General features: G+C 64.5%; 31 protein-coding genes and 2 pseudogenes. 12 read left to right on the forward strand and 21 right to left on the reverse strand.

Annotated elements, in window-relative coordinates; translation table 11 throughout:
* Positions 1-6: 6 nt before the first annotated feature.
* Genes AC1DZV_RS11935 through AC1DZV_RS11955 form a run of 5 tightly spaced genes read right to left on the reverse strand, consistent with a single transcriptional unit; the run spans position 7 to position 5,349 of the window.
* Positions 7-984, reverse strand: a complete 978-nt coding sequence (locus AC1DZV_RS11935) for a carbohydrate kinase family protein (RefSeq protein WP_476949487.1) — start codon at positions 982-984, stop codon at positions 7-9.
* The gene (locus AC1DZV_RS11940) at positions 984-2,045 is read right to left on the reverse strand and encodes an NAD(P)-dependent alcohol dehydrogenase (RefSeq protein WP_476949486.1); all 1,062 of its coding nucleotides are present in this window, start codon (positions 2,043-2,045) and stop codon (positions 984-986) included. The genes AC1DZV_RS11935 and AC1DZV_RS11940 overlap by 1 nt, the downstream gene beginning before the upstream one ends.
* A gap of 51 nt (positions 2,046-2,096) precedes the next feature.
* Positions 2,097-3,014, reverse strand: a complete 918-nt coding sequence (locus AC1DZV_RS11945) for a carbohydrate ABC transporter permease (RefSeq protein WP_476953787.1) — start codon at positions 3,012-3,014, stop codon at positions 2,097-2,099.
* The gene (locus AC1DZV_RS11950; protein WP_476949484.1) at positions 3,011-3,979 is read right to left on the reverse strand and encodes a carbohydrate ABC transporter permease; all 969 of its coding nucleotides are present in this window, start codon (positions 3,977-3,979) and stop codon (positions 3,011-3,013) included. Before AC1DZV_RS11950 ends, AC1DZV_RS11945 begins: the two co-directional genes overlap by 4 nt.
* 23 nt (positions 3,980-4,002) lie before the next feature.
* The gene (locus AC1DZV_RS11955; RefSeq protein WP_476953788.1) at positions 4,003-5,349 is read right to left on the reverse strand and encodes an ABC transporter substrate-binding protein; all 1,347 of its coding nucleotides are present in this window, start codon (positions 5,347-5,349) and stop codon (positions 4,003-4,005) included.
* A gap of 348 nt (positions 5,350-5,697) precedes the next feature.
* On the opposite strand from AC1DZV_RS11955, the gene AC1DZV_RS11960 reads away from it, so the two are divergent.
* The 3 genes from AC1DZV_RS11960 to AC1DZV_RS11970 all read left to right on the forward strand — a co-directional run bounded on the left by AC1DZV_RS11960 (position 5,698) and on the right by AC1DZV_RS11970 (position 7,733).
* A complete protein-coding gene (locus tag AC1DZV_RS11960; protein WP_043435591.1) occupies positions 5,698-6,561 on the forward strand; it encodes an AraC family transcriptional regulator in 864 nt (287 codons plus the stop codon).
* A gap of 93 nt (positions 6,562-6,654) precedes the next feature.
* Positions 6,655-7,161, forward strand: a complete 507-nt coding sequence (locus tag AC1DZV_RS11965; protein WP_476949482.1) for a hypothetical protein — start codon at positions 6,655-6,657, stop codon at positions 7,159-7,161.
* 32 nt (positions 7,162-7,193) lie between these two features.
* Positions 7,194-7,733, forward strand: coding sequence for a dihydrofolate reductase family protein (locus tag AC1DZV_RS11970; RefSeq protein WP_476949481.1), 540 nt, complete (start codon positions 7,194-7,196; stop codon positions 7,731-7,733).
* Positions 7,734-7,756: 23 nt separating this feature from the next.
* Here AC1DZV_RS11970 and AC1DZV_RS11975 read toward each other — a convergent pair whose 3' ends face one another.
* Entirely contained in the window at positions 7,757-8,164 is a 408-nt protein-coding gene (locus AC1DZV_RS11975) for a cupin domain-containing protein (protein WP_476949480.1), read from the reverse strand.
* Here AC1DZV_RS11975 and AC1DZV_RS11980 point away from each other — a divergent pair.
* Positions 8,055-8,771 carry a class I SAM-dependent methyltransferase gene (locus tag AC1DZV_RS11980; protein ID WP_476953789.1) on the forward strand — a complete coding sequence of 239 codons (717 nt, stop codon included), beginning with the start codon at positions 8,055-8,057 and terminating at the stop codon, positions 8,769-8,771. The two genes, AC1DZV_RS11975 and AC1DZV_RS11980, sit on opposite strands and share 110 nt — an antisense overlap.
* A 37-nt stretch (positions 8,772-8,808) precedes the next feature.
* On the opposite strand, the gene AC1DZV_RS11985 is transcribed toward AC1DZV_RS11980, so the two are convergent.
* Genes AC1DZV_RS11985 through AC1DZV_RS11995 form a run of 3 tightly spaced genes read right to left on the reverse strand, consistent with a single transcriptional unit; the run spans position 8,809 to position 11,162 of the window.
* Positions 8,809-9,138, reverse strand: a complete 330-nt coding sequence (locus AC1DZV_RS11985) for a hypothetical protein (RefSeq protein WP_476949478.1) — start codon at positions 9,136-9,138, stop codon at positions 8,809-8,811.
* Between the two features lie 51 nt (positions 9,139-9,189).
* Positions 9,190-10,884, reverse strand: a complete 1,695-nt coding sequence (gene mctP / locus AC1DZV_RS11990) for a monocarboxylate uptake permease MctP (protein ID WP_476953790.1) — start codon at positions 10,882-10,884, stop codon at positions 9,190-9,192.
* On the reverse strand, positions 10,881-11,162 hold the full coding sequence (locus AC1DZV_RS11995; protein WP_476949476.1) for a DUF3311 domain-containing protein: 282 nt from the start codon (positions 11,160-11,162) through the stop codon (positions 10,881-10,883). The genes mctP and AC1DZV_RS11995 overlap by 4 nt, the downstream gene beginning before the upstream one ends.
* A gap of 191 nt (positions 11,163-11,353) precedes the next feature.
* Between AC1DZV_RS11995 and AC1DZV_RS12000 the strand changes: the two genes are divergently transcribed.
* Entirely contained in the window at positions 11,354-11,959 is a 606-nt protein-coding gene (locus AC1DZV_RS12000; RefSeq protein WP_476949475.1) for a GNAT family N-acetyltransferase, read from the forward strand.
* 178 nt (positions 11,960-12,137) lie between these two features.
* Positions 12,138-12,587 (forward strand): annotated as a pseudogene (locus AC1DZV_RS12005) (AAA family ATPase); the annotation flags it as partial.
* A 101-nt stretch (positions 12,588-12,688) separates the two neighbouring features.
* On the opposite strand, the gene AC1DZV_RS12010 reads toward AC1DZV_RS12005, so the two are convergent.
* From AC1DZV_RS12010 to AC1DZV_RS12020, 3 genes are all read right to left on the reverse strand, one after another.
* Complete coding sequence (locus tag AC1DZV_RS12010; RefSeq protein ID WP_476949474.1) at positions 12,689-13,483, reverse strand: MBL fold metallo-hydrolase; 795 nt, start codon at positions 13,481-13,483, stop codon at positions 12,689-12,691.
* Between the two features lie 398 nt (positions 13,484-13,881).
* Positions 13,882-14,370 carry a GNAT family N-acetyltransferase gene (locus AC1DZV_RS12015; protein WP_476953791.1) on the reverse strand — a complete coding sequence of 163 codons (489 nt, stop codon included), beginning with the start codon at positions 14,368-14,370 and terminating at the stop codon, positions 13,882-13,884.
* Positions 14,371-14,571: 201 nt separating this feature from the next.
* Positions 14,572-14,706: a hypothetical protein gene (locus AC1DZV_RS12020; protein WP_476953792.1), complete on the reverse strand. Its 135-nt coding sequence runs from the start codon at positions 14,704-14,706 to the stop codon at positions 14,572-14,574.
* Positions 14,707-15,447: 741 nt separating this feature from the next.
* On the opposite strand from AC1DZV_RS12020, the gene AC1DZV_RS12025 reads away from it, so the two are divergent.
* The gene (locus tag AC1DZV_RS12025; RefSeq protein ID WP_476953793.1) at positions 15,448-16,500 is read left to right on the forward strand and encodes a S66 family peptidase; all 1,053 of its coding nucleotides are present in this window, start codon (positions 15,448-15,450) and stop codon (positions 16,498-16,500) included.
* 46 nt (positions 16,501-16,546) lie between these two features.
* Here AC1DZV_RS12025 and AC1DZV_RS12030 read toward each other — a convergent pair whose 3' ends face one another.
* The 5 genes from AC1DZV_RS12030 to AC1DZV_RS12050 all read right to left on the reverse strand — a co-directional run bounded on the left by AC1DZV_RS12030 (position 16,547) and on the right by AC1DZV_RS12050 (position 21,102).
* Positions 16,547-17,920: an FAD-binding oxidoreductase gene (locus tag AC1DZV_RS12030; protein WP_476949470.1), complete on the reverse strand. Its 1,374-nt coding sequence runs from the start codon at positions 17,918-17,920 to the stop codon at positions 16,547-16,549.
* A gap of 60 nt (positions 17,921-17,980) precedes the next feature.
* Positions 17,981-18,430, reverse strand: a complete 450-nt coding sequence (locus AC1DZV_RS12035; RefSeq protein ID WP_476953794.1) for a cupredoxin domain-containing protein — start codon at positions 18,428-18,430, stop codon at positions 17,981-17,983.
* Positions 18,431-18,545: 115 nt separating this feature from the next.
* Positions 18,546-19,307, reverse strand: coding sequence for a MerR family transcriptional regulator (locus tag AC1DZV_RS12040; protein ID WP_476953795.1), 762 nt, complete (start codon positions 19,305-19,307; stop codon positions 18,546-18,548).
* 91 nt (positions 19,308-19,398) lie between these two features.
* The gene (locus AC1DZV_RS12045) at positions 19,399-20,589 is read right to left on the reverse strand and encodes a Fic family protein (protein WP_476949467.1); all 1,191 of its coding nucleotides are present in this window, start codon (positions 20,587-20,589) and stop codon (positions 19,399-19,401) included.
* Positions 20,590-20,712: 123 nt separating this feature from the next.
* Positions 20,713-21,102 carry a VOC family protein gene (locus tag AC1DZV_RS12050; protein ID WP_476949466.1) on the reverse strand — a complete coding sequence of 130 codons (390 nt, stop codon included), beginning with the start codon at positions 21,100-21,102 and terminating at the stop codon, positions 20,713-20,715.
* 94 nt (positions 21,103-21,196) lie between these two features.
* On the opposite strand from AC1DZV_RS12050, the gene AC1DZV_RS12055 reads away from it, so the two are divergent.
* Positions 21,197-21,616, forward strand: coding sequence for a LuxR C-terminal-related transcriptional regulator (locus tag AC1DZV_RS12055; protein WP_476949465.1), 420 nt, complete (start codon positions 21,197-21,199; stop codon positions 21,614-21,616).
* A 48-nt stretch (positions 21,617-21,664) separates the two neighbouring features.
* On the opposite strand, the gene AC1DZV_RS12060 is transcribed toward AC1DZV_RS12055, so the two are convergent.
* The 3 genes from AC1DZV_RS12060 to AC1DZV_RS12070 all read right to left on the reverse strand — a co-directional run bounded on the left by AC1DZV_RS12060 (position 21,665) and on the right by AC1DZV_RS12070 (position 22,950).
* The gene (locus tag AC1DZV_RS12060) at positions 21,665-22,057 is read right to left on the reverse strand and encodes an SHOCT domain-containing protein (protein WP_476949464.1); all 393 of its coding nucleotides are present in this window, start codon (positions 22,055-22,057) and stop codon (positions 21,665-21,667) included.
* A 170-nt stretch (positions 22,058-22,227) separates the two neighbouring features.
* On the reverse strand, positions 22,228-22,383 hold the full coding sequence (locus AC1DZV_RS12065; RefSeq protein WP_156945122.1) for a hypothetical protein: 156 nt from the start codon (positions 22,381-22,383) through the stop codon (positions 22,228-22,230).
* Between the two features lie 90 nt (positions 22,384-22,473).
* Positions 22,474-22,950: a VOC family protein gene (locus AC1DZV_RS12070; RefSeq protein ID WP_476952354.1), complete on the reverse strand. Its 477-nt coding sequence runs from the start codon at positions 22,948-22,950 to the stop codon at positions 22,474-22,476.
* Positions 22,951-23,089: 139 nt separating this feature from the next.
* On the opposite strand from AC1DZV_RS12070, the gene AC1DZV_RS12075 reads away from it, so the two are divergent.
* Positions 23,090-23,533: a DUF3054 domain-containing protein gene (locus tag AC1DZV_RS12075; protein ID WP_476949462.1), complete on the forward strand. Its 444-nt coding sequence runs from the start codon at positions 23,090-23,092 to the stop codon at positions 23,531-23,533.
* Between the two features lie 88 nt (positions 23,534-23,621).
* On the forward strand, positions 23,622-23,903 hold the full coding sequence (locus AC1DZV_RS12080) for an Lrp/AsnC family transcriptional regulator (protein ID WP_028276733.1): 282 nt from the start codon (positions 23,622-23,624) through the stop codon (positions 23,901-23,903).
* 34 nt (positions 23,904-23,937) lie between these two features.
* On the opposite strand, the pseudogene trpD reads toward AC1DZV_RS12080, so the two are convergent.
* Positions 23,938-24,858 (reverse strand): annotated as a pseudogene (trpD, locus tag AC1DZV_RS12085) (anthranilate phosphoribosyltransferase); the annotation flags it as partial.
* A gap of 148 nt (positions 24,859-25,006) precedes the next feature.
* On the opposite strand from trpD, the gene ctaE reads away from it, so the two are divergent.
* A complete protein-coding gene (gene ctaE, locus AC1DZV_RS12090; RefSeq protein WP_476949460.1) occupies positions 25,007-25,645 on the forward strand; it encodes an aa3-type cytochrome oxidase subunit III in 639 nt (212 codons plus the stop codon).
* Positions 25,646-25,731: 86 nt separating this feature from the next.
* Complete coding sequence (qcrC, locus tag AC1DZV_RS12095) at positions 25,732-26,520, forward strand: cytochrome bc1 complex diheme cytochrome c subunit (protein WP_028276731.1); 789 nt, start codon at positions 25,732-25,734, stop codon at positions 26,518-26,520.
* Positions 26,521-26,541 lie beyond the last annotated feature (21 nt).

The following is a 26,541-nucleotide window of genomic DNA, read 5'->3' on the forward strand; positions in this document are numbered from 1 at the left end:
GCGTCATCAGGACAGTTCCCCGAGTTCCGCCGACCACGGAGGATTGGCGCCCTTCCGGGAGCAGGTGATCGCCGCTGCACGGTTCGCGTACGAGACGACTGCGTGGAGCTGATCCAGGGCCAGGGTCTGCAGTTGCCGTCTTCCCTCCGCCCCGAGCGCTCCAAGTTTGGCGAGTCCGGAAATAAGCCCCGCCATGAAGGAATCGCCGGCGCCCACAGTATCTGACACTCGGATCGGTTCAGCTGCCATCTCGACCCGCCTGTTTCCGGACAGGATGACCGGGCCTGAGGCTCCGCGCGTCAGGGCCACCACCGCCGGCCCCAGTTCCAGCCAGGCCTGCAGGGATTCTTCCGGTGCCCGGTCCGGGTAGAGCCAGCGCAGGTCTTCGTCGCTGGCTTTGACAATGTCGCTCGCCGCCACGAACACTTCCGCCTGCCGGCGTGCCGCAGCCGCATCGGGACTGATCGCGGGCCGGCAATTGGGATCGAAACTGGTCGTCGCGTGCTCCCGGGCGGCCTCTACCAGGGCAAGGGTGGCCTGCTCCCCCGGCGGGAGCACCGTAGCGATAGACCCCGTGTGGACGTGGGTGGAACCTTTGACGGCAGCGAGGGCCGGGAGGGACGCCCCACTGATTGCCCAGGTGATCGAGAAGGCGTATTCGGCGGCACCGTCAGATCCCAGGGTGGCGAGGGCCGTAGATGTGGCCGCGCTTCCGCCGTTGACCACCTGGACGCCGTTCGTTTGCAGATGCTCTTCCAGCAGGTGTCCGTGCGGGTCAAGGCCATAGTGGGTCACCAGGATTGTCCTGAGGTCGAGGCGCGCAGCCCCCACTGCCACGTTGAGGGGGCTGCCCCCGGGGTGGGCCTGGCCGCCGGCAGGACCGCGGGGGTCGCGGATGATGTCGACAAGGGATTCGCCAATGACCGTCAGGACACCGTCCCCCGCGGGGAGGCGGGGCGCTGGGGTGGCGTCGGTGATGTGCATCAGCGGCCCGGGTAGACGACAGTTTTGAGCTGACCGGCCTGCTTGCCCGCTTTGAGTGCTTCTTCCGAGTCGGCCAGCGCAAACTTGCCGGTCACCAGGATGTCCAGATCTACTTTTCCGTCCGCGATCAGCTGGATGGCCAGCGGCCAGGTGTTGGTGTAGCGGAAGACGCCCGAGAGCCAGATTTCGCGGTTCTGGATGTAGGAGACGGGGAGTTCGACGTTGTCGGCTCCGAGCCCGACCAGGATGACCCGGCCGGCCGGTCCAACGGCTTTGATGCCGGAACGGACGGCCTGCGGGGCGCCGGAGGCGTCAATGAAGGCATCGACGTCGAGCCCTTCGGTACTGTCCGTCAAGGCGTTCAAGGCATGGGTGGCGCCGTGTTCCAGGGCGAAAGCGAGCCTTTCTTCTGCGATGTCCGTGATGTAGATTTCGGTCGCCCCGTAAGCGCGGGCGGCTTGGGCGGCGATGATGCCGATGGGGCCGGCTCCGGCGATCAGGACCCGGCTGCCGGGCTTGATCTGGGCGCGTTCGCAGGCCCAGAGGCCAACGGAGAGTGGTTCGATGAGGGCTGCCGCCTCGTCGCTGACGCTGTCTGGGATGTCGTAAGCGAAGTCGTCCTGGATCCTCACGTATTCGGTGAAAGCTCCGTCGATCGGCGGGGTGGCGTAGAACTCGATGTCCGGGCACAGGTTGTACCGTCCGGCCTTGCACTGCTTGCAGGTGCGGCAGGGCCGTTGGGGTTCGACGGCGACCCGCCGGCCAACGCGGGAGGGGTCCACGTCGCTGCCGACGGCGGCGATGCGTCCGGAGAGCTCGTGGCCCAGGATCAGCGGGTGGTCCACGACGTAGTCGCCGATCCGGCCGTGCTCATAGTAATGGACGTCGCTGCCGCACACACCGACGGCGGCGACCTGCACCAGAACCTGGTCCGCGTCCAACTCCGGGACGGACAGTGTTTCCATGGCCATGTCGCCCTGGCGCTTGAGGACGGCGGCGCGCATGGTGGCGGGCACTTCCGGATGTCCGGGGGTGCGGGACTGTGCGGTTGATGTGGTCATCGAAGGGATCCTTTGCGGTTTGTAGAGGCGGTGGCGGGCTATTTGACGGCGCTATTTCACTGCACCCAGGGAGAGACCCTGGACGAGTTTGTCCTGGGCGGCGAACCCTGCGAACAGCACCGGCAGGGAGATCACGACGGCGGCGGCGCAGACCTTGGCAATGAACAGGCCCTGGCCCGAGACAAAGCCGGTGAGGAAGACCGGGGCGGTGCCGGCCACGACGCCGGTGAGGACCCGCGCCAGGAGGAGTTCGTTCCAGCTGAAGATGAAGCAGATCAGCGCGGTGGCGGCGATGCCGGGCATTGCCACCGGGGCGATGACCTTTCGGAGCGTGAGCAGCAGGGTGGCGCCGTCGATCTGGGCGGCCTCAAGCATTTCGACGGGCACTTCGGCAAGGAAGGACCGCATCATCCACACGGCGATGGGCAGGTTCATCGAGGTGTACATCAGGACCAGGAACCAGATGTTATCCAGCGCGCCGGCGGTTTTGGCGAAGAGGTAGAGCGGCAGGACTGCGGCGACGACGGGCATCATCTTCGTGGAGAGGAAGAAGAACAGAACGTCGGTCCACTTTTTCACCGGCCGGATTGACAGGGCGTACGCGGCGGGGATGGCCAGCAGCAGGACCAGGACGGTGGAGAAGATCGAGGCGGTGGCGGAGTTAATCAGCGACGGCCAGGGGCTGACGCCGGAAGTTGCGCCGAATAACTCCTTGTAGGCGTCCAGGTTAAGGTCGGCGGCGATCGACGGCGGGTTGGTGGCGGCGTCGATTTCGGAGTGGAATGAGGTCAGGATCATCCACAGGACCGGCACCGCGAACAGCAGGGCCAGCAGCCAGGCCGCAAGGCCGGCGGCGGTGTTGTTGCGGGTGGGGTCCATGCGTGACTTGCCCCGGCGTCGTGATCCCGTGGTCGGGGTGGACGGGGCGGGGACTGATGACTTGGGCCCGGCGGGGGTGAGGGTGCTCATCGTGCTGCCTCCTTCTTGAAGAGCGAGAATACGGTGCGGAGTGCGAAGGTCGCCACGAAGATGGTGCCGATGACCACCACGACGCCGGCCGCTGAGGCCAGGCCGTATTCGTTGGCGTAATAGAACGTCTCGTAGATGGCGTAGGGCAGGTTGGCCGTGCCGAGGCCGCCGGAGGTGATGACGAAGGTGGCGTCGAAGTTCTGCACGATATAGATGGCCCCGAGCAGTCCACCGAGTTCCAGATACTGGCGCAGGTGCGGGAGGGTGAGGTGGCGGAAAATTGCCCAGGGAGTGGCACCGTCCATCTGGGCAGCTTCAACGGTGTCCATGGGGCGGGACTGCAGGCCGGCGAGCAGGATGAGCATCATGAACGGGGTCCACTGCCAGACCAGGGAGACGATGATGGCCATCAGGGGTGCCGACGACAGCAGGTCCGGCTGCGGCGGGGCCTCGGAGCCGAAGAGCGACCAGATCCAGGTGAGGGAGCCGTTGATCAGACCGTAAACCGGGTTGAGGATGGCGTGCTTCCAGATGAGCGCAGCCGCGACCGGAACGATGAGGAAGGGAGCGATCAGCAGGGTCCGGGCCAGTCCCCGGCCAATGAACTTTTTGTCCAGGAGCAGGGCCAGGCCGAGGCCGAGGACCAGGCTGACCAGGACTACCGAGACGGTCTCGACGATGGTGGTGAGGATTGCCTGGAGCATGTACGGGTCGGTGACCACCTGGATGTAGTTCTCGAACCCGGCGAATCCGGTCTTGTCCGGGCTCAGGCTGTTCCAGTTCATGAACGAAATGATCAGGGTCACCACGAACGGAAGCTGGGTGACGATGATGAGGAAGATCAGGGCCGGCAGCAGCGGTGCCCGCCGTGCCCAAGCCACTGCGCGTTCCCGCGCCCTGGCGTTCCTGGATGGTTTGGCGGTGCTGCTCCCTTGCCGGGAGACGCGCGCCGTTGCGGTAGTCATGATGTTCTCCTGCGGTTGGGTTGTTACTTCTTGTACTTGTCGCCGACTTTTTGCGCGGCTTCCTGGCCCTTGGCCACCGCATCGGCAACGGAGCCCTGGCCGGCGATGGCGGAGCTCACGCCTTGGGACACCCGGGTGCCCAGGGCCGCGAACTCGGGAATACCGACGAACTGGATGCCGACCGCCGGCCGCGGCTGGACACCGGGGTTGGTCGGATCCGCGTTCTCAATGGCGAAGCGTTCGGCCTTGAAGAACGGCGCGGCCTGCTGGAACTCGGTGTTCTCGTACGTGGAAATGCGCTTGCCGGACGGGACCTTGGACCAGCCGAGCTTGGACGCGACCAGTTCCTCGTACTTCTTCGAGCTGGCCCAGGCAATGAATTTCGCGGCAGCATCCTGTTTCTTGGAGGCCGCCTGCATCGCCCAGGACCAGGTCCACAGCCAGCCGGAGGACTTGGTCTCTTTCACGGGCGCCTGGGCATAACCGATCTTTCCCTTCACGGGAGAGGCCTCGGCTTCCAGGGCACCGGCCGCGGAGGTGGCGTCGTACCACATGGCGACCTTGCTTTGGCTCATGTTGTTCAGGCATTCGGTGAACCCGGCCTGGGCGGCGCCCGCTTCACCGTGCTCCCGCACCAGCTTGGTGCAGAACTCGGTGGCTGCGGTGAATTCGGGGGCGTTGACCTTCGCATTCCAGTCCTTGTCGAACCAGGTCCCGCCGAAGGTGTTCACCATAGTGGTCAGTGGTGCGAAGACCTGGCCCCAGCCGGGCTGGCCGCGCAGGCAGATGCCCTTCATCCCTGGCGCCGCCCCGTCAGCCTTGGCGGCGAGGTCGGCGACCTGGTCCCACGTCGGCTTCTCCGGCATGGTCAGCCCTTTGGCGTCGAAGATGTCCTTCCGGTACATCAGGAAGGAGGATTCTCCGTAGAAAGGTTCGCCGTAGAGTTTGCCGTCCGTGCCGGTCAACGACGCGGTGTAGGCCGGCAGGATGTCCGCCTGGTTGAACTCGGCGTCCCTGGCCACGTTGTCCAGCGGCGCCAGCCAACCGTTGGCGGAATAGAAGGGGATCTCGTAGTTGGACAGTGACGCAATGTCGTACTGGCCGGCCTGGCTTGAGAACTCCTGGCTGATCTTGGCGCGGACGTCGTTTTCCGGCAAGACGGTGTAGTTGACCCGGATGCCGGTTTCCTTCGTGAAGTTATCAGCGGTGAGCCGCTGCAGGTCCTCCATTTGGGGGTTATTGACCATCAGGACATTGATGCTGTTCGGGTCGCCTGCGGAATTGCCGCCGCCGGCGCCTGCACAGGCCGAGGCGCTGAGTGCCACGCACAGGGCGCCTGCCGCCATGGCGACGCGTGTTTTTGCGCGCATTAAGGACTCCTTTGTTCGTCAGGGGGTGCGATGCTGCCCTACTCCGATTGCTGTGTCGGGGTGCGGGCGGTGAGCGGGACGAGGGCCTCAATGCCGGGTGCCTCGCTGGTGTTCCTCAAGATTAGGCTTGTGGCATAGGGCACAACTAGCGCGTTGCTTGCTGAATTCTGATACTAATTTTCCGGGAGCGGCCCCGTCCGGGCGCTATTCTGGGAAGAGTCGGCACAGATGCCGCACATTTGTCATGAGCCGAAAGCAGGGAGAACCACGATGAGCGCGGCGGACCCAGGCGGCGGCTCGGCCATCAATGACGGCGCAGCGGCCAGGCTTGCCGAAAGACTCCTGGGGATGCGGGCCAACCGTGAGGTGATTCCGGAAGACCCCAACCATTCCGTGCGCTGGCACGAGCACGACTACCCCAGCCCGGTCGCACGTTGGAACTACCATCCTGAATACGAGCTGCACCTGATCCGGAAAGGCACCGGGAAGTTCATCGTGGGAGACCACATCGGCACTTTCGAGGCCGGACACCTGGCCCTGGTAGGTTCGGGGCTGCCGCACGACTGGGTCAGCGACCTGAGACCCGGAGAAGTGCTTCAGGGCAGGGACGTCCTCATTCAGTTCGACGGAAAATGGGTCGAGAGGGCCGCCTCGATTCTGCCGGAAATGGCCGAGGTTAAACCCTTGCTGGAACAGTCCTCGCGTGGGATCGAGTTCCTCGGACGATCAGCCCGGGCCGCCGCCGTTTCCCTGGAGGCGATGGGGACCTCCACCGGATTGCAGCGGCTTCAGCATCTCTTTGACGTGTTGGCGATTCTTTCGCGTGCGCCAGAGTCCGAACGGCGCTACCTCGCCGACGAATGGTTCAGGCCGCAACTGGACGGGCAGGCCGCGGCGGTGGTGGACCTCGTCCTCGAGTATGTCTTCAGCAACCACGCCGGCAGCGTCAGGATGTCCGAGGCGGCGGCGCTGGTGGGTATGTCGGAACCGACATTTTCGAAGTATTTCAAGCGCGCGACCGGCCAGAATTTCAGTGATCTGGTGCGCAAACTTCGGCTGGCCCACGCCCGCCGCCTGCTGGAGCGGAGCGACAAATCGATCTCGGACATCTGCTACGAAGTGGGTTTCACGAACCTGTCCAACTTCAACCGGCATTTCCGCAATGACGCAGGCGAAACCCCCCGGGACTATCGTCAGCGGGTGCAGCACTGACGGCAGCAGCGCGGGGTTCTGCATTCTCCCGCCCCGGAGCGCGCGAGCTGGTCACCATGGCCTGGCGATGGGCATCGGCGGTAGATTGTGGGCATGGGACAGACTTCCTCGGGCCGCCGGGATTTTCTCGCTGATCGGATCTTGGGCGTGGCGGAGTTCAGCCACGCGCATTGGTTTTTCGGCAATCTCTATGAGGTCCTCGTCAAAATCCCGCACCGCGTCGCGGCCGCTGAAGCAAGCCGTGAACTGCCCCGCTCGCCCTTTGGAGCGGGAAGCCCGGGCCGTTATTACGCACCGATTGCACCGATCAATGCGCCGGCGGCGATCGCTGCCCTCGTGGCAGGCTGGAATCATGCCGACAGCAGGCCATGGCTGCTAGCCGCTGCGGCCAGCTCGACGACGGGTGCGGCCGCCACCGCCTATCTGCTCCGGTCCATCAACCCCGACCTGTTCTTCAGCCCACAACCGCTCAGTGAGACGCGCCGCAACCCCCTACTGAAGCGGTGGTACAGGGTCCACGCCGTCAGGCTCGCCGCCAGCGCAGTTGCCCTGGCCGCCATCCACGAGGCACGAACACTCCGGCTCCGAAACCGCGGATAACAGCCAGGCGCCACAACCTGAAGGAGATCTTCATGGGCAAGCTGACAGTGACTGCTTTTTCCACTCTGGACAACGTCGCCGAGGAGCCCCAGCTCTGGACGGGCCCGTTCTTCAGCGACGCCACCGTGGCCTACAACGAACAAGTTCTGGCCGGGGCGGATTCGATGCTGCTCGGCCGGGTCACCTATGACGGCTTCGCCGCCTCCTGGCCGTCGCGGTCGGGCGACTTCACCGCCGACACTTTCAACGCGATGCCGAAGTATGTCGTGTCGACCACACTGGACCACGCCGGCTGGAACAACAGCACGATTATCGCCGACGACATACCCGGCCAGGTCCGCGAGCTTCGCGAGCGGGAGAACGTGCTCGTGTGGGGAAGCCCGACGCTGACCAAGACGCTCATGGAGGAGAACCTCGTGGACGAGTACGTCCTGCTGGTCTCCCCCATCGTGCTCGGGCGTGGCAAGAAAATGCTGCCGGAGGACGGAACCCGGCACACACTGCGGATCGTCGAACTTGAACTCCTCGAAGGCGGGATGCTGGCCCTCCGAATGGCGCCGGCAGGGTCCTAAGGAGAGCACAACAGAGGATGCGCCTAGCTATCGCGCTTGGGTGCCGCCCGGACATGGGTGCGCTGACCTTGTTTGCCGATAAGGCTGAGGAATTCGACCGGACCGGCGCTGGTTGCGCCGAGCCAGTGCGGGGTTCGGGTGTCGAACTCCACGGCTTCGCCGGGCCTGAGGATCAGGTCATGTTCACCGAGGACCAGGCGCAAGGTGCCATTGAGGACATAGGCACAGTCGTAGCCTTCGTGGGTGCGCAGCTGAGGCTCCTGGCCATCCCTGCCCTTGGGGAGGATGAACTTGTAGGCCTGAATGCCGCCCGGGCGGCGCGTGAGAGGCAAGATCGTCGACCCGTCCGGACCTGCGACGGGACGCAGATTGAGCCGGGGGTCGCCGGTCGGCGGCGCATCGACGAGTTCGTCGAGGGTTACCCCGTGCACGCGGGCCAGGGGGAGGAGCTGCTCGAGAGCCCAGGGTCCCGCCCAGGCAGATTCGGCCCCGAACCCGCATCTCATCCGCGAAACCAGCGGACTCGCACCGGGAACAGCGCTGGATGCCGGGTGCGGGACAGGGGCAGAGGCGACCTGGCTCGCCGCGCACGGCTGGCAGGTCACCGGCGCCGACATCTCCGGCGCTGCCCTCGCCCAAGCGGCCGAGCGTGCCGAAGGGCAGTCTGTGTCCGGCACGGTGACCTGGGTCGAGGCGGACCTGACGTCATGGGCACCGGGTGGCCGGTTCGACCTTGTGACCACCCACTACGCTCACCCGGCGATGCCGCAGCTTGCCTTCTACGAACGCATCTCGGATTGGGTAGCCCCCGGCGGCACGCTGTTGATCGTCGGGCACCTGCACGCTCCCGCCGCCCCGGGGCACGGGCACCGCCCTCCCCCGGAAGCGACTGTCACCCTCGCGGACATCACCGGGGGTCTCAACGCTGCCGTATGGAACATCACGAGTGCCGAGGAGATCACGCTGACACTCCCCGGACCCGGTGACCGTGCGTTGCCGCTGCACGATGTCGTCGTGCGTGCCACCCGGCGCGGGTGACCTCACAGTTTCCGCCGCGCTGCACCCCCGGTGTTGCTCAGTCCGGCCGGCTGGCATCGACCGGGTAGGTCATGAACGCCGGCGTCTCGTACGGATGAATGGACAACGCGGCATTGACGACGGCGTTACGCCGGGAGCGGGGGAAGATTGCCTCGATCCGGGTTTCCGGCACCTCCTCGGGGGAACCGACGACGCCGACGAACGGGGTTGCGCCGGGCAACGGGGTAAAACGGCCGGTGCCGTCGAGGCTGAACGAGCAGTGGGAGTAGTTGCCGAGCCTGCCCGCCCCGGCGTCGCCAATGGCCTGCCGGAGGGCGGGCGCAGCGTCGGTGGGGACGTAGATGACCAGACAATCCATGGGCTCCATGGCAGAAAGTCTGCCACGGGGTGCCTCTTCGGCGCCGAGGGTTCCAGCGAATCAGAATGTGGATGCGCCGGACTCGCCGAGCGGGTGCTCGCGCTCGATCTGGGCGACCTTCGGATCGTTCTCGTCGGCGCCGTAGTCCGAGTTGCGTGTGATGTCCTTCCCATCGGGCAGCTTCATTGCGTGGAAGAGAAGAGACAAGCCGGCGGCGACGATCAGGTTGATCGCAAACGCTGTGACAGCGATGTATACCTGCGTGTCCGTGCCGGGAATGGCCGCGATGGAGCCGCCAAAGTGGGCTTTCGTGACGGGATTGACCACGTTGTACGCCGCGATGCTGCCATAGGTGATTCCGGCTGCCCAGCCGCCGAAAAGCGCCCACCGGTGGAACCAGCGCGTGTAGAGCCCGGCAACCATCGCCGGAAAGGTCTGCAGGATCCAGATACCGCCGAGCAGCTGCATGTTGATTGCCGCCGACTGGTCCATGGCAATGACGAAAACCAAGGCACCGAACTTCACCACGAGCGACGCGATCTTGGAGACGTGTGCCTCCTGCCGGGGCGTGGCGTCGGGCCTGATGAGATCGACGTAAATGTTACGGGTGAACAGGTTTGCCGCCGCTATTGACATGATCGCCGCCGGGACAAGAGCACCGATGGCGATGGCGGCCAGTGCGATGCCGGCAAACCACGCCGGGAACTGGTCCAAAAACAGCTGCGGCACCACCAGTTGCGGGTTGATGGCACCATTCAGGTCGACCGGTACGGTACCGGCAAATATGGCTGCGTAGCCCAGGAGTGCCAGGAGCCCCAGCATCAGTGAGTACAGCGGGAGCACAGCGGCATTCTTACGGATCGTGTTCCTGCTCTTGGTTGCGAGGACGCCGGTGATGGAGTGCGGGTACATAAACAGCGCCAAGGCAGAGCCCAGGGCCAATGTCCAGTAGGCGGAGTAGCTGGCAGCGCCGGGGATGAACACTCCCGTGGGTTTGCCGGTAGCCGGGTTGGTCGCACTCAGTTTCGCCTCGGCGGAGTTGAAGATGGGGTCCCAGCCGCCGAACTTGATCGGCAGGTAGATGACCGCAACGATCACTGCCAGGTAGATCAGAAGATCCTTCACAACGGCGATCAGGGCCGGAGCCCGCAGGCCCGACGTATAGGTGTACGCGGCCAGGACCACGAACGCGATGATCAGCGGCAGGTCCGTCAGCAGAACGTTCTCCGAACTGCCCAAGCCCAGCACGGTGAGCACAGCCTTGATGCCGACCAACTGCAGCGCGATGTACGGCATGGTCGCGACGATGCCGGTGATGGCGACGGCAAGGGTCAGGGACCTGCTGCCATAGCGGCCGCCAATGAAGTCGGCCGGCGTGACGAACCCATGTCGATGCGAGACGGACCACAACCGGCTCATCAGCAGGAATACGATCGGGTACAGAACAATTGTGTACGGCACCGCGAAGAAGCCGGTCACGGCCCCGGTGGCCCACATCGCAGCGGGAACGGCCACAAAGGTATAGGCCGTATACAGGTCACCGCCGAGAAGGAACCAGGTTACCCAGGTTCCAAACCCGCGGCCACCGAGGCCCCACTCATCGAGGCTGTGCAGCCCCGTTTCCTCGCCCCGGCGCCACCGCGCGGCAACAAACCCCAAAACGGCCACCAGGACGAAAAGAATAATCACAATAGTGAGTGCCACGACGTTAACGGGCCGGTCCGGAGCGGCCAGCGGAAGGGCCATCCCGCTCATCGCTCCTCCCCGGGACTGGTCATGCCGCGCACCGATTCGCGCCGGCGGCGATCCTCCTTGATGACTAGCCAGTAGGAGACCCCGACCAAGGCCGAGGTGATCGGAATCCACATCATCTGGTACCAGTAGAAGAACGGCATACCCGCCCAGCGCGGCGCATCGACCGAATACGCGGGCACATACAGCGGAACCACAATGGCGATGGTCAAAAGGATTCCGGTGATGACATATGGACCGGATCTGGCCGGCCCGCGTGTTGGCACATCGGGACTGGACATCGACGCCTCCTCATCGAGACGGCCCCGGAGCGGGAAGGCTTCCCGGGAAGTGCCGGGACCTGCAGACCGCATGTCGCAACGGTCTTTATAGAACAGAATAGACACCGGCCTTCGCCTCCGACAGTGCCAGCACGCCTCGGTGGAATGATAGTCGGGATCGGTTTGCGGCCCCGTTCGGTCCGGTCGGGCTCGTGGCCGAGAAGCTGGTTCCGGCACGCTATCTCCGCAGGCTCATTGAGGCACGCAATCGGCACCTGACCGCGGATCCGCAACCCAGACAGGGGATGGATTTCGCGGACCCGGTGACCCATTCCTCTCCGGTGGTCAACGGTGGTCATGAACAAATGGCAAGGCCATGCAACACTGGTCGGATGCCGGCGTTCAGCATCTTCACATCCAACGAGTTTTCCGATGCCGAGGTTCTCTCGTTGTACGAATCTGTGGGGTGGGCCGCCTATACCCGGGATCCAGAACTGCTCACCAGAGCGATCCGAAGTTCCTCATTTGTCGTGGCGGCCCGGAACGCGAATGGTGAGCTTGTTGGCCTCGCGAGGGTTGTGTCGGACGATGCGACCATCTGCTATCTGCAGGACATCCTTGTACGGCCGCCTTTCCAAGGCGCGGGCGTAGGCCGGGCTCTGGTGGAACACGTCACGGCACGATACGCGCATGTCCGGCAAACAGTGCTCATCACTGACAATGAACCAGGGCAACGCGCCTTCTACGAAGCCATGGGCTTTACGGAGGGGTCGAACTTCGCTCCGGAACCCGTGCGTGTCTTCGCTCTATTTCGGTAGTCCCGGAGTTTCAGTTCGAAATGACTGGTATTTCCCAGGACCTTTCGTCTTGGCCGCCGCGAACTTCTCAGCCTGTAAGAATGGGGCATGCCCCCGCCCAGCTTTCCGATCAGACGGTTGGCCGAAGACCCGGCCCACGTCCTCGACCGCCGTCGGTGGCCAGGTATCCTGCCCCCTGTTGCAGCTTGTCCGCAACGCCGGCGCCACAAGACGCGGCTACTTCCTGCGCGCGGAAACCATGCACGGCTTCTTCACCTATCTCGAGAAGAACCCGAGCACCGTGGGTACGGACATCTCGTTCCACGACATGTCACACGGCGAATCGTTCCTGGAACTGGCAGTGGATCGTTTCCGGGGACGCGGATTGTGGGTGCTCGATGAACCGGAATCAGCGCTGTCCTTCGCGGGATGCCTCAGCCTCCTCGCGGTCTTGAAAGATCTCCTCGCCGAAGGTTCCTCGCAAGTCATCATGTCCACACACTCCCCTGTCCTTGCAGCGCTTCCAGGCGCGCAGATTCTCGAAGTCGGCCCGTGGGGACTTCGGCAGCAGGAATGGTCGGACCTCGATCTGGTTTCAAACTGGCGATGCTTCCTGGACTCCCCCGAAAGATACCTGCGACACCTATAAGGCCGGCCCGGTCGGGGTTGAACTAACGTCGTCCCCGAACGGAAAATGCCAGACAAGGCCAAAGGGGAACCAAGAACCTCCGATCGCGGTCAAAGCTCATGTCATGTGTCGAGCTTTCCCGACTGCTTTTGGGCGAGGCGCTGGAGTTGCCATGCGTGAACGCCGCTCACCCAGTCCCACCCGGGAGCGGCCGATGGGCCGACCCGCGGATCGCTGGGATCATGGGCGTCACGCAAGGCGTGCACGTACGCCCGATCCTGGTCGATCCGTGCGTGTACCTGATCGGCTCCGCCGACGGACCCGTGGCCGGGGACGAGGACATCGACGTCGCCCGCCACGCCCTCGAGCAGCCGCAGCGCGGCGAGGTAGTCCTCGATCGGGTCAGCGGTGTCGTTCAAGTCGAGCATCGGGATCAAGACATCAGAAAGCATGTCGCCGGCGACGAGAACCCCACGTTCCTCAATCAACAGCGCCGCGTGGCCCGGGGCATGTGCTCGATGCTCGAGAATGCGGACTTGGGGCCCATCCCAAGGAATCTGCGCCGTATCGACGGGCAGGCCGGTAATAAGGCCGAGGAGGTCCAGCGGTACCTGTTCGGGGATGCCGGCGGCCTTCGCGACCGCCTCCAGTCCGCCCGACAGCCGATCCCGGGCGGTAGCCGCGCATCGCGCGGTGCCGTAACGGGGAACCGCGCCGAACCCGGCGTGCCAAAGCAGGTGGTCCCAATGAGGATGCGTCGAGAAGCCTGCCACAACGGTCTGGCCCGACTCGGACAGATCCTTCGCGAGGCAGTCCATTTCGTAGCCGTGCACCCCGGGATCGATGAGCAACACGCCAGCCCGGCCCTGCACGACGACGGCGTTGCTCTGGCAGAACGCGCTCTCATGGATCAGCACGCCCTCTGCGACCTGCCTCAACACGAGCTGGCCTCGTATACATCGCGGACGGCGTGGCTGTCCCCCGGAACTTGCTCGACCCGCAGGTCGGCGGAGACATTCATCCAATGGTCCATGCGGCCCATCATCTCCTCTTCCTAACGGTATTGCGTTCTGCAACTCCTATAGTGAGGACCAAATACCTGTTAAGGAGTCGTGGGACGGTGGATCCCGGAATTGCGCCGCGACAGGGTGCTGCAGAGAAGGCCAGCGGAACTCCCGATCAATTCGCAGCGGGTGGGCCCCTTCAGCCTTGCGCGGAGCGCGTCGAATGATTCCTATCTCCGGCGCTGTTCGGGAGCCCCCTAAGGCCACTAACCCACACCAGAACAGCGCCGCTTACCGTTGGTACCCACAACTCAGTGGGACAGCTTGAAGCCCACGTGCGACGCTTCGAAGCCAAGACGCTCATAGAACCGGTGTGCTGCGACCCTGGACGCGTCAGACGTAAGCTGAACCAGCCTTGCGCCCCGCCGGCGCCCTTCAGCGATAGCCCACGTAATCATCGCCCCTCCCAGACCGTTGCTCCGAAGGTTAGACCGGACCCGGACTGCCTCGATCTGCAGTCGCGTAGCTCCGCCTCGGGCGAGCCCGGGAATGAAAGTCAGCTGCATGGTGGCAACCACTTCATTTTCGGTCGAGACAACAACGAGAAGAAGCTGCGCAGGGTCCGCATCAATTGCCTGGAAAGCAAGATCGTAGAGACGCCGGTGTTCGATTGCGATGGAGTCGACGGAGGCTCGGAGCTGGTCGGCAGCCAGTAGCCCAACAATCGAAGCCACATCAAATGATTCAGCTTTCCTGATCGTGAATGGGCCGCCAGGCAGTTCCAGTTCAGCGAGAGTCATTTCCCCAGTATTCCAGCCATCGGAAATATGCCAGGCGCCGACCTCCGTCGGCTTGAAACTACGTTGATAATTCTGGACTGCCGGTGACCAGCACGTCGCAGGCTAGAGCCACGCGAAATTGCGGCTCCAACTTTCCGGCCACCGTTCACGAGTCCATTTAGACCTTCGGAATATCGGGCCGGGAACCCTGGGCGGGACGGATCAGGCGATAGCGGACGGATTTGCGGGCAGCGTGGCGTTGGTCCGCCGGCGTGAGGCCAGCACGCCAATGATCKCGGTCACGACGACGACAAACGTTGCCAGTACTGACGCGTTGAGGACGAGCGAGAGTTCCATTTGGTGCGGTAGAAGCACAGATTGGTCCCACCCTGCATTGTCGGCGCGATTGATGAAGTCTGCGTCGATCGGATTCCACAAGATGGCCGCGACACTTGTTGCCACCAACGCGCAGAGACTGAGGGCCAGCTGGACGAGGGACCATGCTGACGGCTTTCCATTGTGGCTTGACGGACGTTTGTCCATAGCTTCCCCCGTTAAGTGCCGGCCGCGGCCGTTGCAGCCTCCGTTAATGCATTGCCCGTTGCCCACCGCCGGGACGGCGTCAGCCGGCCCGGTCGCTTCGATAAGCCCTCAGTGCGTCTTCTCTGATCCACTTTCGGGTCAGGAAAGCGTCCAGAAGGCAAGAAACGCCGAGGATCGTCCAGGAAGTCCAAACTGGCGCAAGGCCGGCAATCACCAAGACCCCGACAGCAACAACGAAGCCGACGGAGACGTAGCCATAGATCCGGCGTGCACGGGTTGCAAATCGTGCCTCTTGCGTTTCGCGAAAGTAGTTCAGCATCAGTCCCCCAAGGTTCGAATCGGAGCCTACAGCACTGGCTGCGCCAAATACCGACAATCGATGCGCGCCAGATACGGCGTTGACCCACACTATTTCTGAATCACGGAGTTGTCGGGCGTGTCATCGGCACACGCTATTTGGCCTGCTACTCCTCCGCAGTACGTTGGAGGATCCTGCACCGGCACGTCGGGTCGTCGAGTTGCCTCGAACCACGTCCCGTCTGGTTCGATGAGTGCATGGATCATTCGCAGCTGAAGCTGTCCGCCCCGAAACTCAATGCGGGCGATCGAGTGGCGGTTCTCTCCCCGTCGTTCGCCGCCCCCGGATTCGCCCCGGCCGTGCACGAGCAGGCGATGCGGCGGCTCACAGCGGCTACGGGTTTGATTCCTGTGGAATTCCCGACGACGCGCAAGCTCGGATCCAGTCCCGAGGAACGGGCGGCGGACATCAATGCGGCGTTCGCCGATCCCAGCATCCGCGCGATTCTCGCCACCATCGGCGGCGACGACCAGATCACAGTCGTACCTCATCTCGACGAGGCGGCCGTCCGGGCGAATCCAACGATCTTCGTCGGATACAGCGACAACACCAACCTGCTGAACTGGCTGTGGTCACTCGGGATACGCGGATATTACGGCGGTTCGACCCAGGTCCACCTCGGCGCCGGGCCAGGTGCTGACGACGTCCACCTCGCTTCCCTACGGGCCGCGCTGCTCACTGGAGGCGAGCTCGAGATCACCGATCCCGGGGAGTCAGAGGACTTCGGGCCGGATTGGCTCGAGCTGCGGGCACTCGTCGAATACGGCGACCGCGAACCCACCGAACCCTGGAGGTGGACGGGTCCCGAACGCAAGGTCTCCGGTTACACCTGGGGTGGCTGCATCGAAGTCCTCGACCAGCTCGCCATCGCCGACAGGCTGCCCTCCGTCGACGCGCTCCGGGGCACAATCCTGATCCTCGAAACCAGCGAACTGCTGGCTCCCGCAGATTGGGTCAAGCGATGGCTTCGAGCGCTCGGCGAGCGTGGTGTCCTGGGGGCGGTCGACGGCGTGCTGGTCGCCAGGCCTCCAGTCAGCAGCCACGGGCAGGTTCCGGCTGCCGCCGAACGGGCTCGGCTCCGCGCCGCACAGCGCGATGTGGTCAGCACCGAAATCGCCCGGTATAACCCGGCCGCCGTCGTGTGCATCGGGGTTCCCTTCGGGCACACCCGACCGCAGTGGATCCTCCCCTACGGCGGTCGAATCCAACTCGACGGCGAAGCCAGGACGGTTACAGCCAGCTATGCCTGACCGTGGCGGGCAGTGCCAGGAGCACACGCCGGGTCATCATCATTTCCTATGCGGTCGGGCGCACGTTCTGATTTGATCGGAAGAGGTTGATGGGGTCGTATGCGGCTTTGACAGCGGCCAGCCGGTCGTAGTTGGCGCCGTAGGCTGCCCTCACCCGTTCCTCCCCTTCCTGGCCAAGATCGTTGACGTACACCCCGCTAGCGGCAAAGGGCTGCATCGCTTCGAAGAAGGCGCGGGCCCAGCCGACGTGGCGCTCCGTTTCTGCCGGCTTGGACCACTGGGCCAGGATGAGGAGCTCGCTCTGGGACCGGCGATGCGGAAATGCCGTGGCCGCCGGGGGAACCCGAGCGGCCACACCGTGCAGTTGTTGCATTCCGATGCCGCTCGCCGCTGAAGGCATCTCGGCCGCAAACTGGAGCAGGACATCGATGGCGTCGGCGGTGAGGTCAGTCAAGAAGCTCGATTTCCAATAGTGGTGCCGGCCCGGCGGAAAGCCGCCGTCGTGGGCGCTTTGCCAAACGCCATAATCGGTGGGCACCACCGCGTCCACATCTGGGCCGAGGTCGCGCAGGGGCCGGAGCGCCAGCTCCGCCTCATCATGCCCGCCGCTCCAGCAGACGCCGATGCCGAAGACAGGGCGTCCTGAGGTGTCACACCCCAGACTGGCCGACATCGAGAGTTCGTCGGGGCACGAAGCGGCGAATCCGGGATAAAAGCCCAGGACCTCCCTTGTCCGTTCGGCCGGGAATGAGAGCGCTCCGGCAAGAACCTGTCCGACGGGATGCAAACGATAGGTGAAAGACGTGACAACACCGAAGTTGCCGCCGCCTCCGCGGATGGCCCAAAAGAGGTCTGTGTGTTGGTCGGGGCTAGCCGTCAGCAGCCTGCCATCCGAAGTCACGATGTCGGCGGCCAGCACGTTGTCGCAGGCGAGCCCGTGTTTGCCGTTGAGCCAGCCGATGCCACCTCCGAGGGTCAAACCGGCGATGCCGGTAACCGACACGACTCCGAGCGGCGTGGCCAGGCCGTGCGCCTGGGTGGCGACGTCAAGGTCGGCCAGGAGCGCACCCGCTCCAGCCAAGGCGACGCGCCGTTCGGCGTCGACCTGAACGTTCTTCATGCCGGAGCAATCCAGCATGAGCCCGCGGGCGCCGACGGCGTTCCCTGCCACGTTGTGGCCGCCGCCCTTGATGGAGACAGGGAGATCATTTTCCCGGGCGAAGTTCACGGCAAGGCGAATATCCTCGGCGTCGGCAGGGCGGACAATGACGTCCGGACGGCGGTCAATCATCGCATTGAAGACCTTCCGGGCTTCGTCGTAGCCGGCGTCTCCGGGCCGGAACAGCCGGCCCCGGAGCGCCGAGCCCAGGCCATCGACGACGGATGGGTCAAGCGACGGTGCGGGGGTCCCGAAAGCCACGCCACGGCACCTTTCTCGTTCGAGATCGTCGAGGACGCGCGCCGGCCGGCGGCGTCGCGCTCATTTGACCGTCAATGAGCCGTGCATGTTGGGGTGGTAGGTGCAGTGAAAAGCGTAGGTCCCCGGTTCGGAAGGTGCCTTGAATGTGGCCGTCCCGCCGTTTTCCTTGACCTCGACATCAAAGAGGGTCGCATTCTGGTCTGCGGTTACCGTGTGCTCTGCGGTGTCCATGTTGATCACCTTCACCTCCGCGCCCGGAGCCACCGCACCCGGGATCTCGTAGGCGAAGTTGCTGATCGTGATGGTTGCGGCGGCGGCGCTTGCCGCCCCGCTTCCCGGCCCCGAAGCGGTGGAGCCGGCCGGGGCAGACGGTTCCATCGACATGCCGGGAGAGGTCCCGGCGGTCGTGGCAGGGGCCGATGCCTGCGTTCCGCCGCCTCCGGCACAGCCGCTCAGCCCGATCAGTACCGTTGCCAACACAAGTGCCGTCCGTGTCTTGTTGCCCGTCATGATGTGCCGTCCTGGACGCTGGAGGGGGCTGAGAAATCAGCCCGGCTTCCTTCCATTCTGCATCCGCCACCATCAAAAAGCACCGCTGAAAAGCGCCGACAGGGAGCACGGGCGATCAGGGCTGCGTCCTGGCCTTTTGCAGGTAGGCCATGAGTCCGGCCAGCTGCTCCGGGGTCCAGGGCAGACCGGCGCTGAGGGCAGTCCTATTGTCCTGCCACATGGAACGGGCAGCGGCTTTGGTCTCTTCGCCTGCGTGGAACATGGATCCGATTTCGTCCCATGCCCTGGCCCATGCCCGGATGGACGGATCGGATACCGGCGTCCCGATTTCGACGTGCCTGAGACCCTCCTCGACCAATGCGGCCCAACGGACTTTGAGGGCCTCGATGCTGTCGCTGCCAAGTTCGGCTCTGCGGCCGGCCAGTTCCTGGCGCTGTTCTGGTGTGAAGTAGTTTTCGAGCATGGTGATCATCTCCAAAGTTGCCATGAACTGTTCCGGCGCCGGCATGGCGGCCCCGTCGATGCGTGAAAGCAGATGGCGTATCCGGTCCTGGACCGCCTGGACCTGCTCGGCGTGCTGGCGAAGATGCAGCAATTGCCTTTCCAGGAGCGTGCGCAGCGAGCCCACGTCATCGGCAGGGGTTCCCAGTGCAGCGCCGATTTCGGCCAGCGGGAGGCCGAGCATCTGCAGCGCCCGGATCCGGTAGAGCCGCCGGACGTCTTCCTCGATGTAGCGGCGGTGACCGGAAGCCGTCCGCCGGCCTGCCGACAGCAACCCAATCTCGTCGTAGTGATGGAGCGCCCGGACCGTGACGCCACACGCTTTGGCAAGTTCGCCGATGCTCCATTGACCTGTGGCACCGCTCGTCTCTGTCATGGGAACAACCGTAGATCCTCACCCCGCGTGAGGATCAAGACCCTCCGCCGGCCCCGGGGGCCGGCCACCGACGCCGGCTCCTTCCGTCCGGTCAGCCAGCCTTCCCGACGTCGGCCAACCGGTCGTTCAGCCGGTCCACCTCGTCGAGGACTTCGGTCGCCGCCCAGGCACGGCTGCGCTTGGACTGGGTGACGGGGGTAATGACCCCGGCGTTGGAGAGCCGCTGCAGTGCGGCGTACACGGAGCTTTCGGCGACGCCGGCAATGTGGGCCGCGCTGTGAGCCTCGAACACGGGCCGCTCCAGAAGCCATGGAATGATCTTCTCGTCCGCGGATCCTCTGCGTGGCCGGGCCAGCTCCAGCCACATCGCCGGCAGCGCATCGAGGGCGGCGACGGATTCGCGGGCGGCATCCGAGGCGCGGACAGCGGAACGGGCCAGGTAGAGCACGAATGGATCGGCATCACCGGAGCGGTAGTTATTGACCAGGCGGAAGTAGGTGTCGACGTCGGCGACCATCGCCGACGCGATGGGGGTGACGGTGTTCCTGGTGAGCCCACGACGCCGGGAAATCGCCCCAATGAGTGCCCGCCCGATCCGCCCGTTGCCGTCGGTGAACGGGTGGATGGACTCGAAGTGGGCGTGCGCGATCGCCGCCTGCGCCATGATCGGCACGTCGCGGCGGTTGCAGAAGACCAGCAGGTCTTCCATCAGGTCCGGCACGAGCTCCGGCGGGGGCGGGACGTGGATGGCGCCGCGCGGTGAATGGTCACTGCCGCCGATCCAGTTCTGAACTTCCCTGAACCGGCCGGCGTGTGGGCCGTCCATCGGGTCGTCCTTCATGAGCGTGTGATGGGCGGCCAGCATTGCCTCCAGCCGGATCTCGCCGGTTCGCCCGGCGTCGTCGATCATCCCTTGTACGGCGTCGGCGGCAGCCACCATGGAGCGGGCGTCGTCACTGGCCTTGAGCCCGATCATGGCCCGGGCGTAGTCGTCGCGGTTGGCGTTGACATGCTCGATTTTGGAGGAGGAAACCGCCTCGCTGCGCAACAGGAACCCGCTAATGGCGGCCATCCGCGTGCCGGCGGTGACGTCCAGGGACGCGATGGCGACGGCGGCCTCTTCCAGGGCGACGATGGTCTCACGCCCCGGATCGAACCAGCTCCCGGCGATCAAGGGTGGCAGCGAGACCACCACCTCGGTGAATTCCCGATCTTCGCGCGGCGGCCGCCCGGACGACTTCCACGGCATCATCTTGCTGCCGTGCGCGGGCCAGCGGGTCATGGATCCTCCGGAAGTCTAAATAGTCACCCTACTATTTAGATTTTAGGGGCTAAACATGAATAACGCGACGCGTGCTTCGGAAAAGCTGCCTTGGCGGGGCGCGCTGCCCTCGATCGTCCAGCCCTAGGAGCCGGCTTCCCTCACACCCGGCCGTGTGGCTTCCTGAATGACCCAGCGGTTGCCATCCGGGTCGCTGAAGTAGGCGAAGGCGATTCCACCCATGTCCTGGACTTCGCTGATTTCCGCTCCCCGCCGAAGCAGCTCAGCCCGCGTCGACGACATATCGGGGACCACCAATTGCAGGCCCTCCAGGCTGCCCGGCGGCATGCTGGTCATTCCGGTGCCGACGACGATAGAGGCGGCGGAGCCCGGCGGCGTGAGTTGCACGACCCTCATTCCCGGGATGTACTCGACGTCGTGGTCCAGAACGAACCCGAGTCGGTCCGTATAGAACGACTTGGCCTTGTCCACATCACTGACCGGTACTTGCACTACCTCGAGGCGCATCTCCATGCGGCTCACAGTACCCCTGTTTCCTGCTGCGCACAGGCCGCGGATCAAAGGCCCGCCCTACAGCTGATGCCAGATTCTGGTCGGTCACCGCGGAGTGGAACGTGCAACCTGCGACGTCGCGGCGCTCCGGGCCGGCGCCAGTGGTTTTCTGCTCAACGACGTCGGGCCCTCTGAATTGCTTGCCTCGATTAGGGCCGTCGCCGGAGGAGACGCCGCCATTTCCTCCCGGGTCAGCCGCCGGATGCTGGACCTCTTCAGCCAAAGGCTTCCCTCCGGTCCCCCGTCCGCGGGTGATGACGCGGTGGCATCACTGACACAGAGGGAACGGGAAATACTCTCGGCCATTGCCCTGGGACTTACAGACACCGAGATCGGGGAACGACTGACCGTGGCGGAACCAACAGTCAAAACCCACGTGGGCCGCATCCTCATGAAACTCGGGCTGCGCGACCGTGTGCACGCCGTCATCTTCGCCTACGAACACGGTCTGGCCAGCTGCCGGCGGACGAACTGACGGGTGGTCCGAGGGCGGGAAATGCACCCATAGGACGCAGCGGGGAGGTCAGGCCTGGCTCAGCGCCTTGGCCTTGATGGCGTCGAATTCGCTCTGGGTCAGGGTGCCGGCGTCGAGGAGTTCCTTGGCCTTTGCGATTTCCTGGGAGGGGGACGCCGTGGCCACGGAGCGGATGTATTCCGTTGTTGCGGCTTCGGCCTGCTGGGCACTGCGGGCCTGGCGCTCGGCCATGCTGCGGCCCCGCGCGATCAGGTACACGAGAACCGTGAGGAACGGCACGAAGACCAGGAAGATGATCCACACAGCCTTGAGCCAACCGCTGAGTTCGTGGTCCCGGAAAATATCCGAGATAACTGCAAACAGCGCGAAAAGATACGCGATGAACGCGAATGACCAAAAGAACAGCCAAATGAAGTTCCAGAATTGCTCCACGGGAGCCATCCTTCCGTTCCGAGGAGGCCCTGCTGGCATCCTTAAGCGCCAAACTAACTCCCCGGGTCGTGCCCCGTTAGGACCAAAGGGCCCGAATCCAGCGCGGAAGCGCCACTATGCGGGGCCAGCAGAACGAACTGTGGAGCAGGCGCGGGATGGCGGAACCGGAAGCGGCGGGCCTAAAAGAAGTGCAGCTCACTCGCCGCATCCGGCGAGGGGTGCACCACGGGAGCCTGGCCAAGTTCGAGCAGGATGTCGTTAATGCTCAGCTGGCCGTCCAGCTGAGGATCCAGCTGCACCGGGACACCAGCCTCCGGAACGGCGTCGCTACTCATACCACGATCATATGTGCGGACAGTCCCTGGGCCGGGGGGCCACGCCGACCGGGGTCAGGGAGGGCCCGGGGGCCACGCGGACCCGCGGCGTCATGCGCCGTCGTAGGCCTCCTGCAGGGCGGCGATGTCCAGCTTGCGCATAGCGAGCATTGCCTGCATGGCACGCTGGGCGCCGTCGGGGTCGGGGCCAGCGATCAGTTGTCCCAGCACGGCCGGCACAACCTGCCACGAGACCCCGTACCGGTCCTTGAGCCAGCCGCACTGGCTTTCCTGGCCGCCGTCAGTCAGGGCCGACCAGTACCGGTCCACTTCTTCCTGCGACGCGCAGTCGATCACAAAGGACACCGCCTCATTGAAAGTGAAGGCCGGACCCCCGTTCAATGCCGTGAAGGTGCGCCCGTCAAGCAGGAACTGAACGGTAATGGCCTGGCCGGCGGGCCCGGGACCGCCGTCGCCGTACCGCGAGACGTCGAGGATTTTGCCGCCGTCGAAGATGGAGACGTAGTACTCGGCGGCTTCCTCGGCCTGGTTGTCGAACCACAGGCAGGTGGTGATTTTTTCGCTCACAGCGCTCCCCTTGCGTTTGCCGTGCCGCCGGCAGACTCCGGCGGCGATCAGCGGCATGGGGCCGAGCCTAGCCCGGAGGTGACTTCACACACAACGGTCCCCGCCCGGAGCCCATCCTCACGGGACTAGGCTTGGATGCATGCCTTCTCCAACCCCCAAACTCCCCCGCCCATCCGCCCAGGACGCTCCCCATTCCGGCCTCCGGCCCGCGCAGACAGCAGCCCTGGCAGCATGCGCAGATGCACTCCTGATTCTGCTCTTCGCGGCGATCGGGCGCGACGCGCACCAGCGCGGGGAAATCATCACCGGCGTCTTTGCGACGGCGTGGCCGTTCCTGGCCGGCGCGGCACTGGCCTGGCTGGTCCTGCGGCTGTGGCATGACCCCCTGCGGGTGTGGCCCGCCGGCGTCGCTGTCTGGCTGGGAACCGTCGGCGTCGGGATGATCCTGCGGGCCCTCACCGGGCAGACGGTGGTACTGCCCTTCATCATCGTGGCCCTGCTGAGCCTGGCCGTTTTCCTCCTGGGTTACCGCCTTGTGGCCGCGGGCGTTCGGCGGCTGCGTTCACGCCACCGCCAGGCCTAATGCACTAGGCTTGCAGAAGATGGCAGCGCCCGTGCAAGGGCAGCCGACAGGCCCGCAAACGGCGCAACCGATCCGGAAAGGTTCACACGTGGTCACCGCATTCGTCCTGATCAAGACAAACGCTTCACGCATCCCGGAGACCGCCGAGGAAATCTCCGCCATCGCCGGCATCAGCGAGGTCTATTCCGTAACGGGCGAGTGGGACCTGATCGCCATCGCCCGGGTCGCCAAGCACGAGGACCTGGCGGACGTCATCGCGGACAAGCTCTCCAAGGTTCCCGGCGTCGCGCACACCACTACGCAGATCGCGTTCCGCGCTTACTCCCAGCACGACCTCGATGCGGCCTTTGCCCTCGGATTCGAGCAGTAGCGAACAACCGAACTACGAACAGCTCATGAGACGGGCCCGGCGCGGCGTTGAGCAGCGCCGCATCGCGGGCCGGCCCCGGCGCACCGCCGAGGACAGCCCGGACGACGGCGGCATTGGCCACCGCATCCCCGCCGCGCAGCTCCTCCAGCGTGGCCGTCCGGATGCCGAGATCGCGTGGATCGAACGCCTCCTCAGTTACCTCACCGTTGCGGATCTCCCACACCCGCGACGGGCCGGTGGTGGTGAGCTCATCCAGGCCGTCATTGCCGCGGAAAACCAGGCCGCGGCTGCCTCGCTTGGCCAGCACTCCGGCCACCAGCGGGGCCATCTGCTCATTGGCGACGCCCACCGCCGACGCCTGGACATGTGCCGGGTTGATCATGGGGCCCAGGAAGTTGAACGCCGTCGGAACGCCGAGTTCACGGCGGGCGACGGCGGCATGCCGCATGGAGGGGTGGAAAACCTGGGCGAAGCAAAACGTGATTCCCGCCTCTTCGGCGTTGAGTGCCACGCGGGGAATGGGGAGATCCAACCGGACGCCGAGGGCCTCCAGGACATCGGCGGATCCCGACGAGGACGACGACGCACGGTTGCCGTGCTTGACCACCCGGGCCCCAGCTCCCGCGGCGATAAGGGCGGCCATCGTGGAGATGTTAACAGTGTTCTGCTGGTCTCCACCAGTGCCGACGATGTCCAGTTTCTCACCGGCAATGTCAATGGGGTTGGCGTTGGCGATCATCGCCTCCACCAGGCCGGCCAGCTCATCCACGGTCTCGCCCTTGGCCCGCAGCGCCACCAGGAATCCCGCCACCTGGGCCGGCGTTGCCTCACCGGACATGATGGAATTCATGGCCCACTCAGTGCTCCCGGCAGTAAGGTCGGCGCCGCTGATGAGTGCGTTGATAAGCCGCGGCCAGGTGTTGCCTGCCGCCTGTGCAGATGCCTGTGAAGTCACCTCCCGATGCTATCGAGGTCCGCCCCGCAAAGACCAATGTGAACCCCGCCGGGAACTTTTCCGCGCGAATTCGCGTCTTTGTAGAAAAAGTCCTCCGAAAACGCGGTTTGCGTTGGGCAGGACGGACTTTTATAGACATAATGTCTATGTGACATCTGCGACCCATGCCCCCAGTACCCCGGCGCACCCGACGCTGAACCGCCCGAACATGGTTTCTGTTGGAACCGTTGTGTGGCTGTCCAGTGAGTTGATGTTCTTCGCCGGTCTCTTCGCCATGTACTTCACACTCCGTTCGACTTCCGGACTGATGTGGGCCGAAGAGACAGCCAAGCTCAACTTCCCGTTTGCGCTCGTTAATACGATCGTCCTTGTGGCAAGTTCCTTTACTTGCCAGATGGGCGTGTTCGCTGCCGAGCGGCTCCAGCCGCGCCGGACCGGCGGACGCTTCAGCTTCACCCAGTGGGGGATGAACGGATGGTTCATCCTGACGTTCCTCATGGGTGCCTTCTTCGTCGCCGGCCAGACGACCGAGTACGCCATGCTCGTTTCCGAGCATGTAACGCTGGCCACCAACGCCTACGGTTCAGCCTTCTACATCACGACGGGCTTCCACGGCCTGCACGTCATCGGCGGCCTGATTGCCTTCCTGCTCATCATGGGCCGCTCCTTCGCCGCGAAGAAGTTCGGACACTTTGAGGCAACTTCGGCGATTGTCACCTCGTACTACTGGCACTTCGTGGACGTCGTCTGGATTGGCCTCTTCCTGGTCATCTACGTCCTCAAGTAGTCAGACTTGACTCTTTTTCTACAAGAGGCAGAATTTCAAGAAGCGGCTCCCGGAGCCACCGCAGGATCGAATAAAGGAACCACCACGTGAAGGCACTCTCGCAGAAGCGACGTCACCCACTGGCAGCAATTGCACTGCTGCTGATGGGCCTCTTGGTCACGGGTGGGCTGTACGCCGTTGCCACCACCGTCAACCAGGCCAAGGCCGACACCACCACCTACAGCGCGAGCGACGTAGAGGAAGGCGGCAAGCTCTTTGCCGCCAACTGCGCCACCTGCCACGGCATGGGTGCCAGCGGGTCGCAGGCCGGACCGTCCCTTGTGGGCGTCGGCGCCGCCGCTGTTGACTTCCAGGTAGGCACCGGCCGCATGCCCATGCAGATGAACGGCCCGCAGGCCTACAAGAAGCCCGCCCAGTTCAACGAGGAACAGACCAAGCAGCTGGCTGCTTATGTTGCTTCCCTCGGCCCCGGCCCGGCCATCCCCGAGGCAGGTGTGCTCGATGAAAAGGGCGACGCTGCCAACGGTGGAGAGCTGTTCCGCACCAACTGCGCCATGTGCCACAACGCCGCCGCTGCAGGCGGCGCACTGACCCGGGGCAAGTTTGCTCCTGCCCTCGCAGGTGTCTCCGGCCAGCACATCTACGAAGCAATGGTCACCGGCCCCCAGAACATGCCGGTCTTCAGTGACGCGAACATCTCTCCGGAGGGCAAGCGCGACATCATCACCTACCTGAAGCAGATTGAGGCCAACGGTTCACCCGGCGGCGCCGATCTTGGTGCTCTGGGACCGGTCTCCGAAGGTCTCTTCGTCTGGATCGCCGGGCTGGGCGTCATCATCGCGTTCACCATTTGGCTGACATCCCGCACTTCTTAAGCGGACCTTGCACCTGTAAGA

The sequence above is a fragment of the Arthrobacter sp. P1_D12 genome, assembly GCF_056406175.1.

Bases quoted from the DNA above. Each gene is read 5' to 3' on its own strand.
- AC1DZV_RS11935 (WP_476949487.1), bottom strand. From the start codon at position 984: ATGCACATCACCGACGCCACCCCAGCGCCCCGCCTCCCCGCGGGGGAC.
- AC1DZV_RS11940 (WP_476949486.1), bottom strand. From the start codon at position 2,045: ATGACCACATCAACCGCACAGTCCCGCACCCCCGGACATCCGGAAGTG.
- AC1DZV_RS11945 (WP_476953787.1), bottom strand. From the start codon at position 3,014: ATGAGCACCCTCACCCCCGCCGGGCCCAAGTCATCAGTCCCCGCCCCG.
- AC1DZV_RS11950 (WP_476949484.1), bottom strand. From the start codon at position 3,979: ATGACTACCGCAACGGCGCGCGTCTCCCGGCAAGGGAGCAGCACCGCC.
- AC1DZV_RS11955 (WP_476953788.1), bottom strand. From the start codon at position 5,349: ATGCGCGCAAAAACACGCGTCGCCATGGCGGCAGGCGCCCTGTGCGTG.
- AC1DZV_RS11960 (WP_043435591.1), top strand. From the start codon at position 5,698: ATGCGGGCCAACCGTGAGGTGATTCCGGAAGACCCCAACCATTCCGTG.
- AC1DZV_RS11965 (WP_476949482.1), top strand. From the start codon at position 6,655: ATGGGACAGACTTCCTCGGGCCGCCGGGATTTTCTCGCTGATCGGATC.
- AC1DZV_RS11970 (WP_476949481.1), top strand. From the start codon at position 7,194: ATGGGCAAGCTGACAGTGACTGCTTTTTCCACTCTGGACAACGTCGCC.
- AC1DZV_RS11985 (WP_476949478.1), bottom strand. From the start codon at position 9,138: ATGGAGCCCATGGATTGTCTGGTCATCTACGTCCCCACCGACGCTGCG.
- mctP (WP_476953790.1), bottom strand. From the start codon at position 10,884: ATGAGCGGGATGGCCCTTCCGCTGGCCGCTCCGGACCGGCCCGTTAAC.
- AC1DZV_RS11995 (WP_476949476.1), bottom strand. From the start codon at position 11,162: ATGTCCAGTCCCGATGTGCCAACACGCGGGCCGGCCAGATCCGGTCCA.
- AC1DZV_RS12015 (WP_476953791.1), bottom strand. From the start codon at position 14,370: ATGACTCTCGCTGAACTGGAACTGCCTGGCGGCCCATTCACGATCAGG.
- AC1DZV_RS12025 (WP_476953793.1), top strand. From the start codon at position 15,448: ATGGATCATTCGCAGCTGAAGCTGTCCGCCCCGAAACTCAATGCGGGC.
- AC1DZV_RS12035 (WP_476953794.1), bottom strand. From the start codon at position 18,430: ATGACGGGCAACAAGACACGGACGGCACTTGTGTTGGCAACGGTACTG.
- AC1DZV_RS12040 (WP_476953795.1), bottom strand. From the start codon at position 19,307: ATGACAGAGACGAGCGGTGCCACAGGTCAATGGAGCATCGGCGAACTT.
- AC1DZV_RS12045 (WP_476949467.1), bottom strand. From the start codon at position 20,589: ATGACCCGCTGGCCCGCGCACGGCAGCAAGATGATGCCGTGGAAGTCG.
- AC1DZV_RS12050 (WP_476949466.1), bottom strand. From the start codon at position 21,102: ATGGAGATGCGCCTCGAGGTAGTGCAAGTACCGGTCAGTGATGTGGAC.
- AC1DZV_RS12060 (WP_476949464.1), bottom strand. From the start codon at position 22,057: ATGGCTCCCGTGGAGCAATTCTGGAACTTCATTTGGCTGTTCTTTTGG.
- AC1DZV_RS12065 (WP_156945122.1), bottom strand. From the start codon at position 22,383: ATGAGTAGCGACGCCGTTCCGGAGGCTGGTGTCCCGGTGCAGCTGGAT.
- AC1DZV_RS12075 (WP_476949462.1), top strand. From the start codon at position 23,090: ATGCCTTCTCCAACCCCCAAACTCCCCCGCCCATCCGCCCAGGACGCT.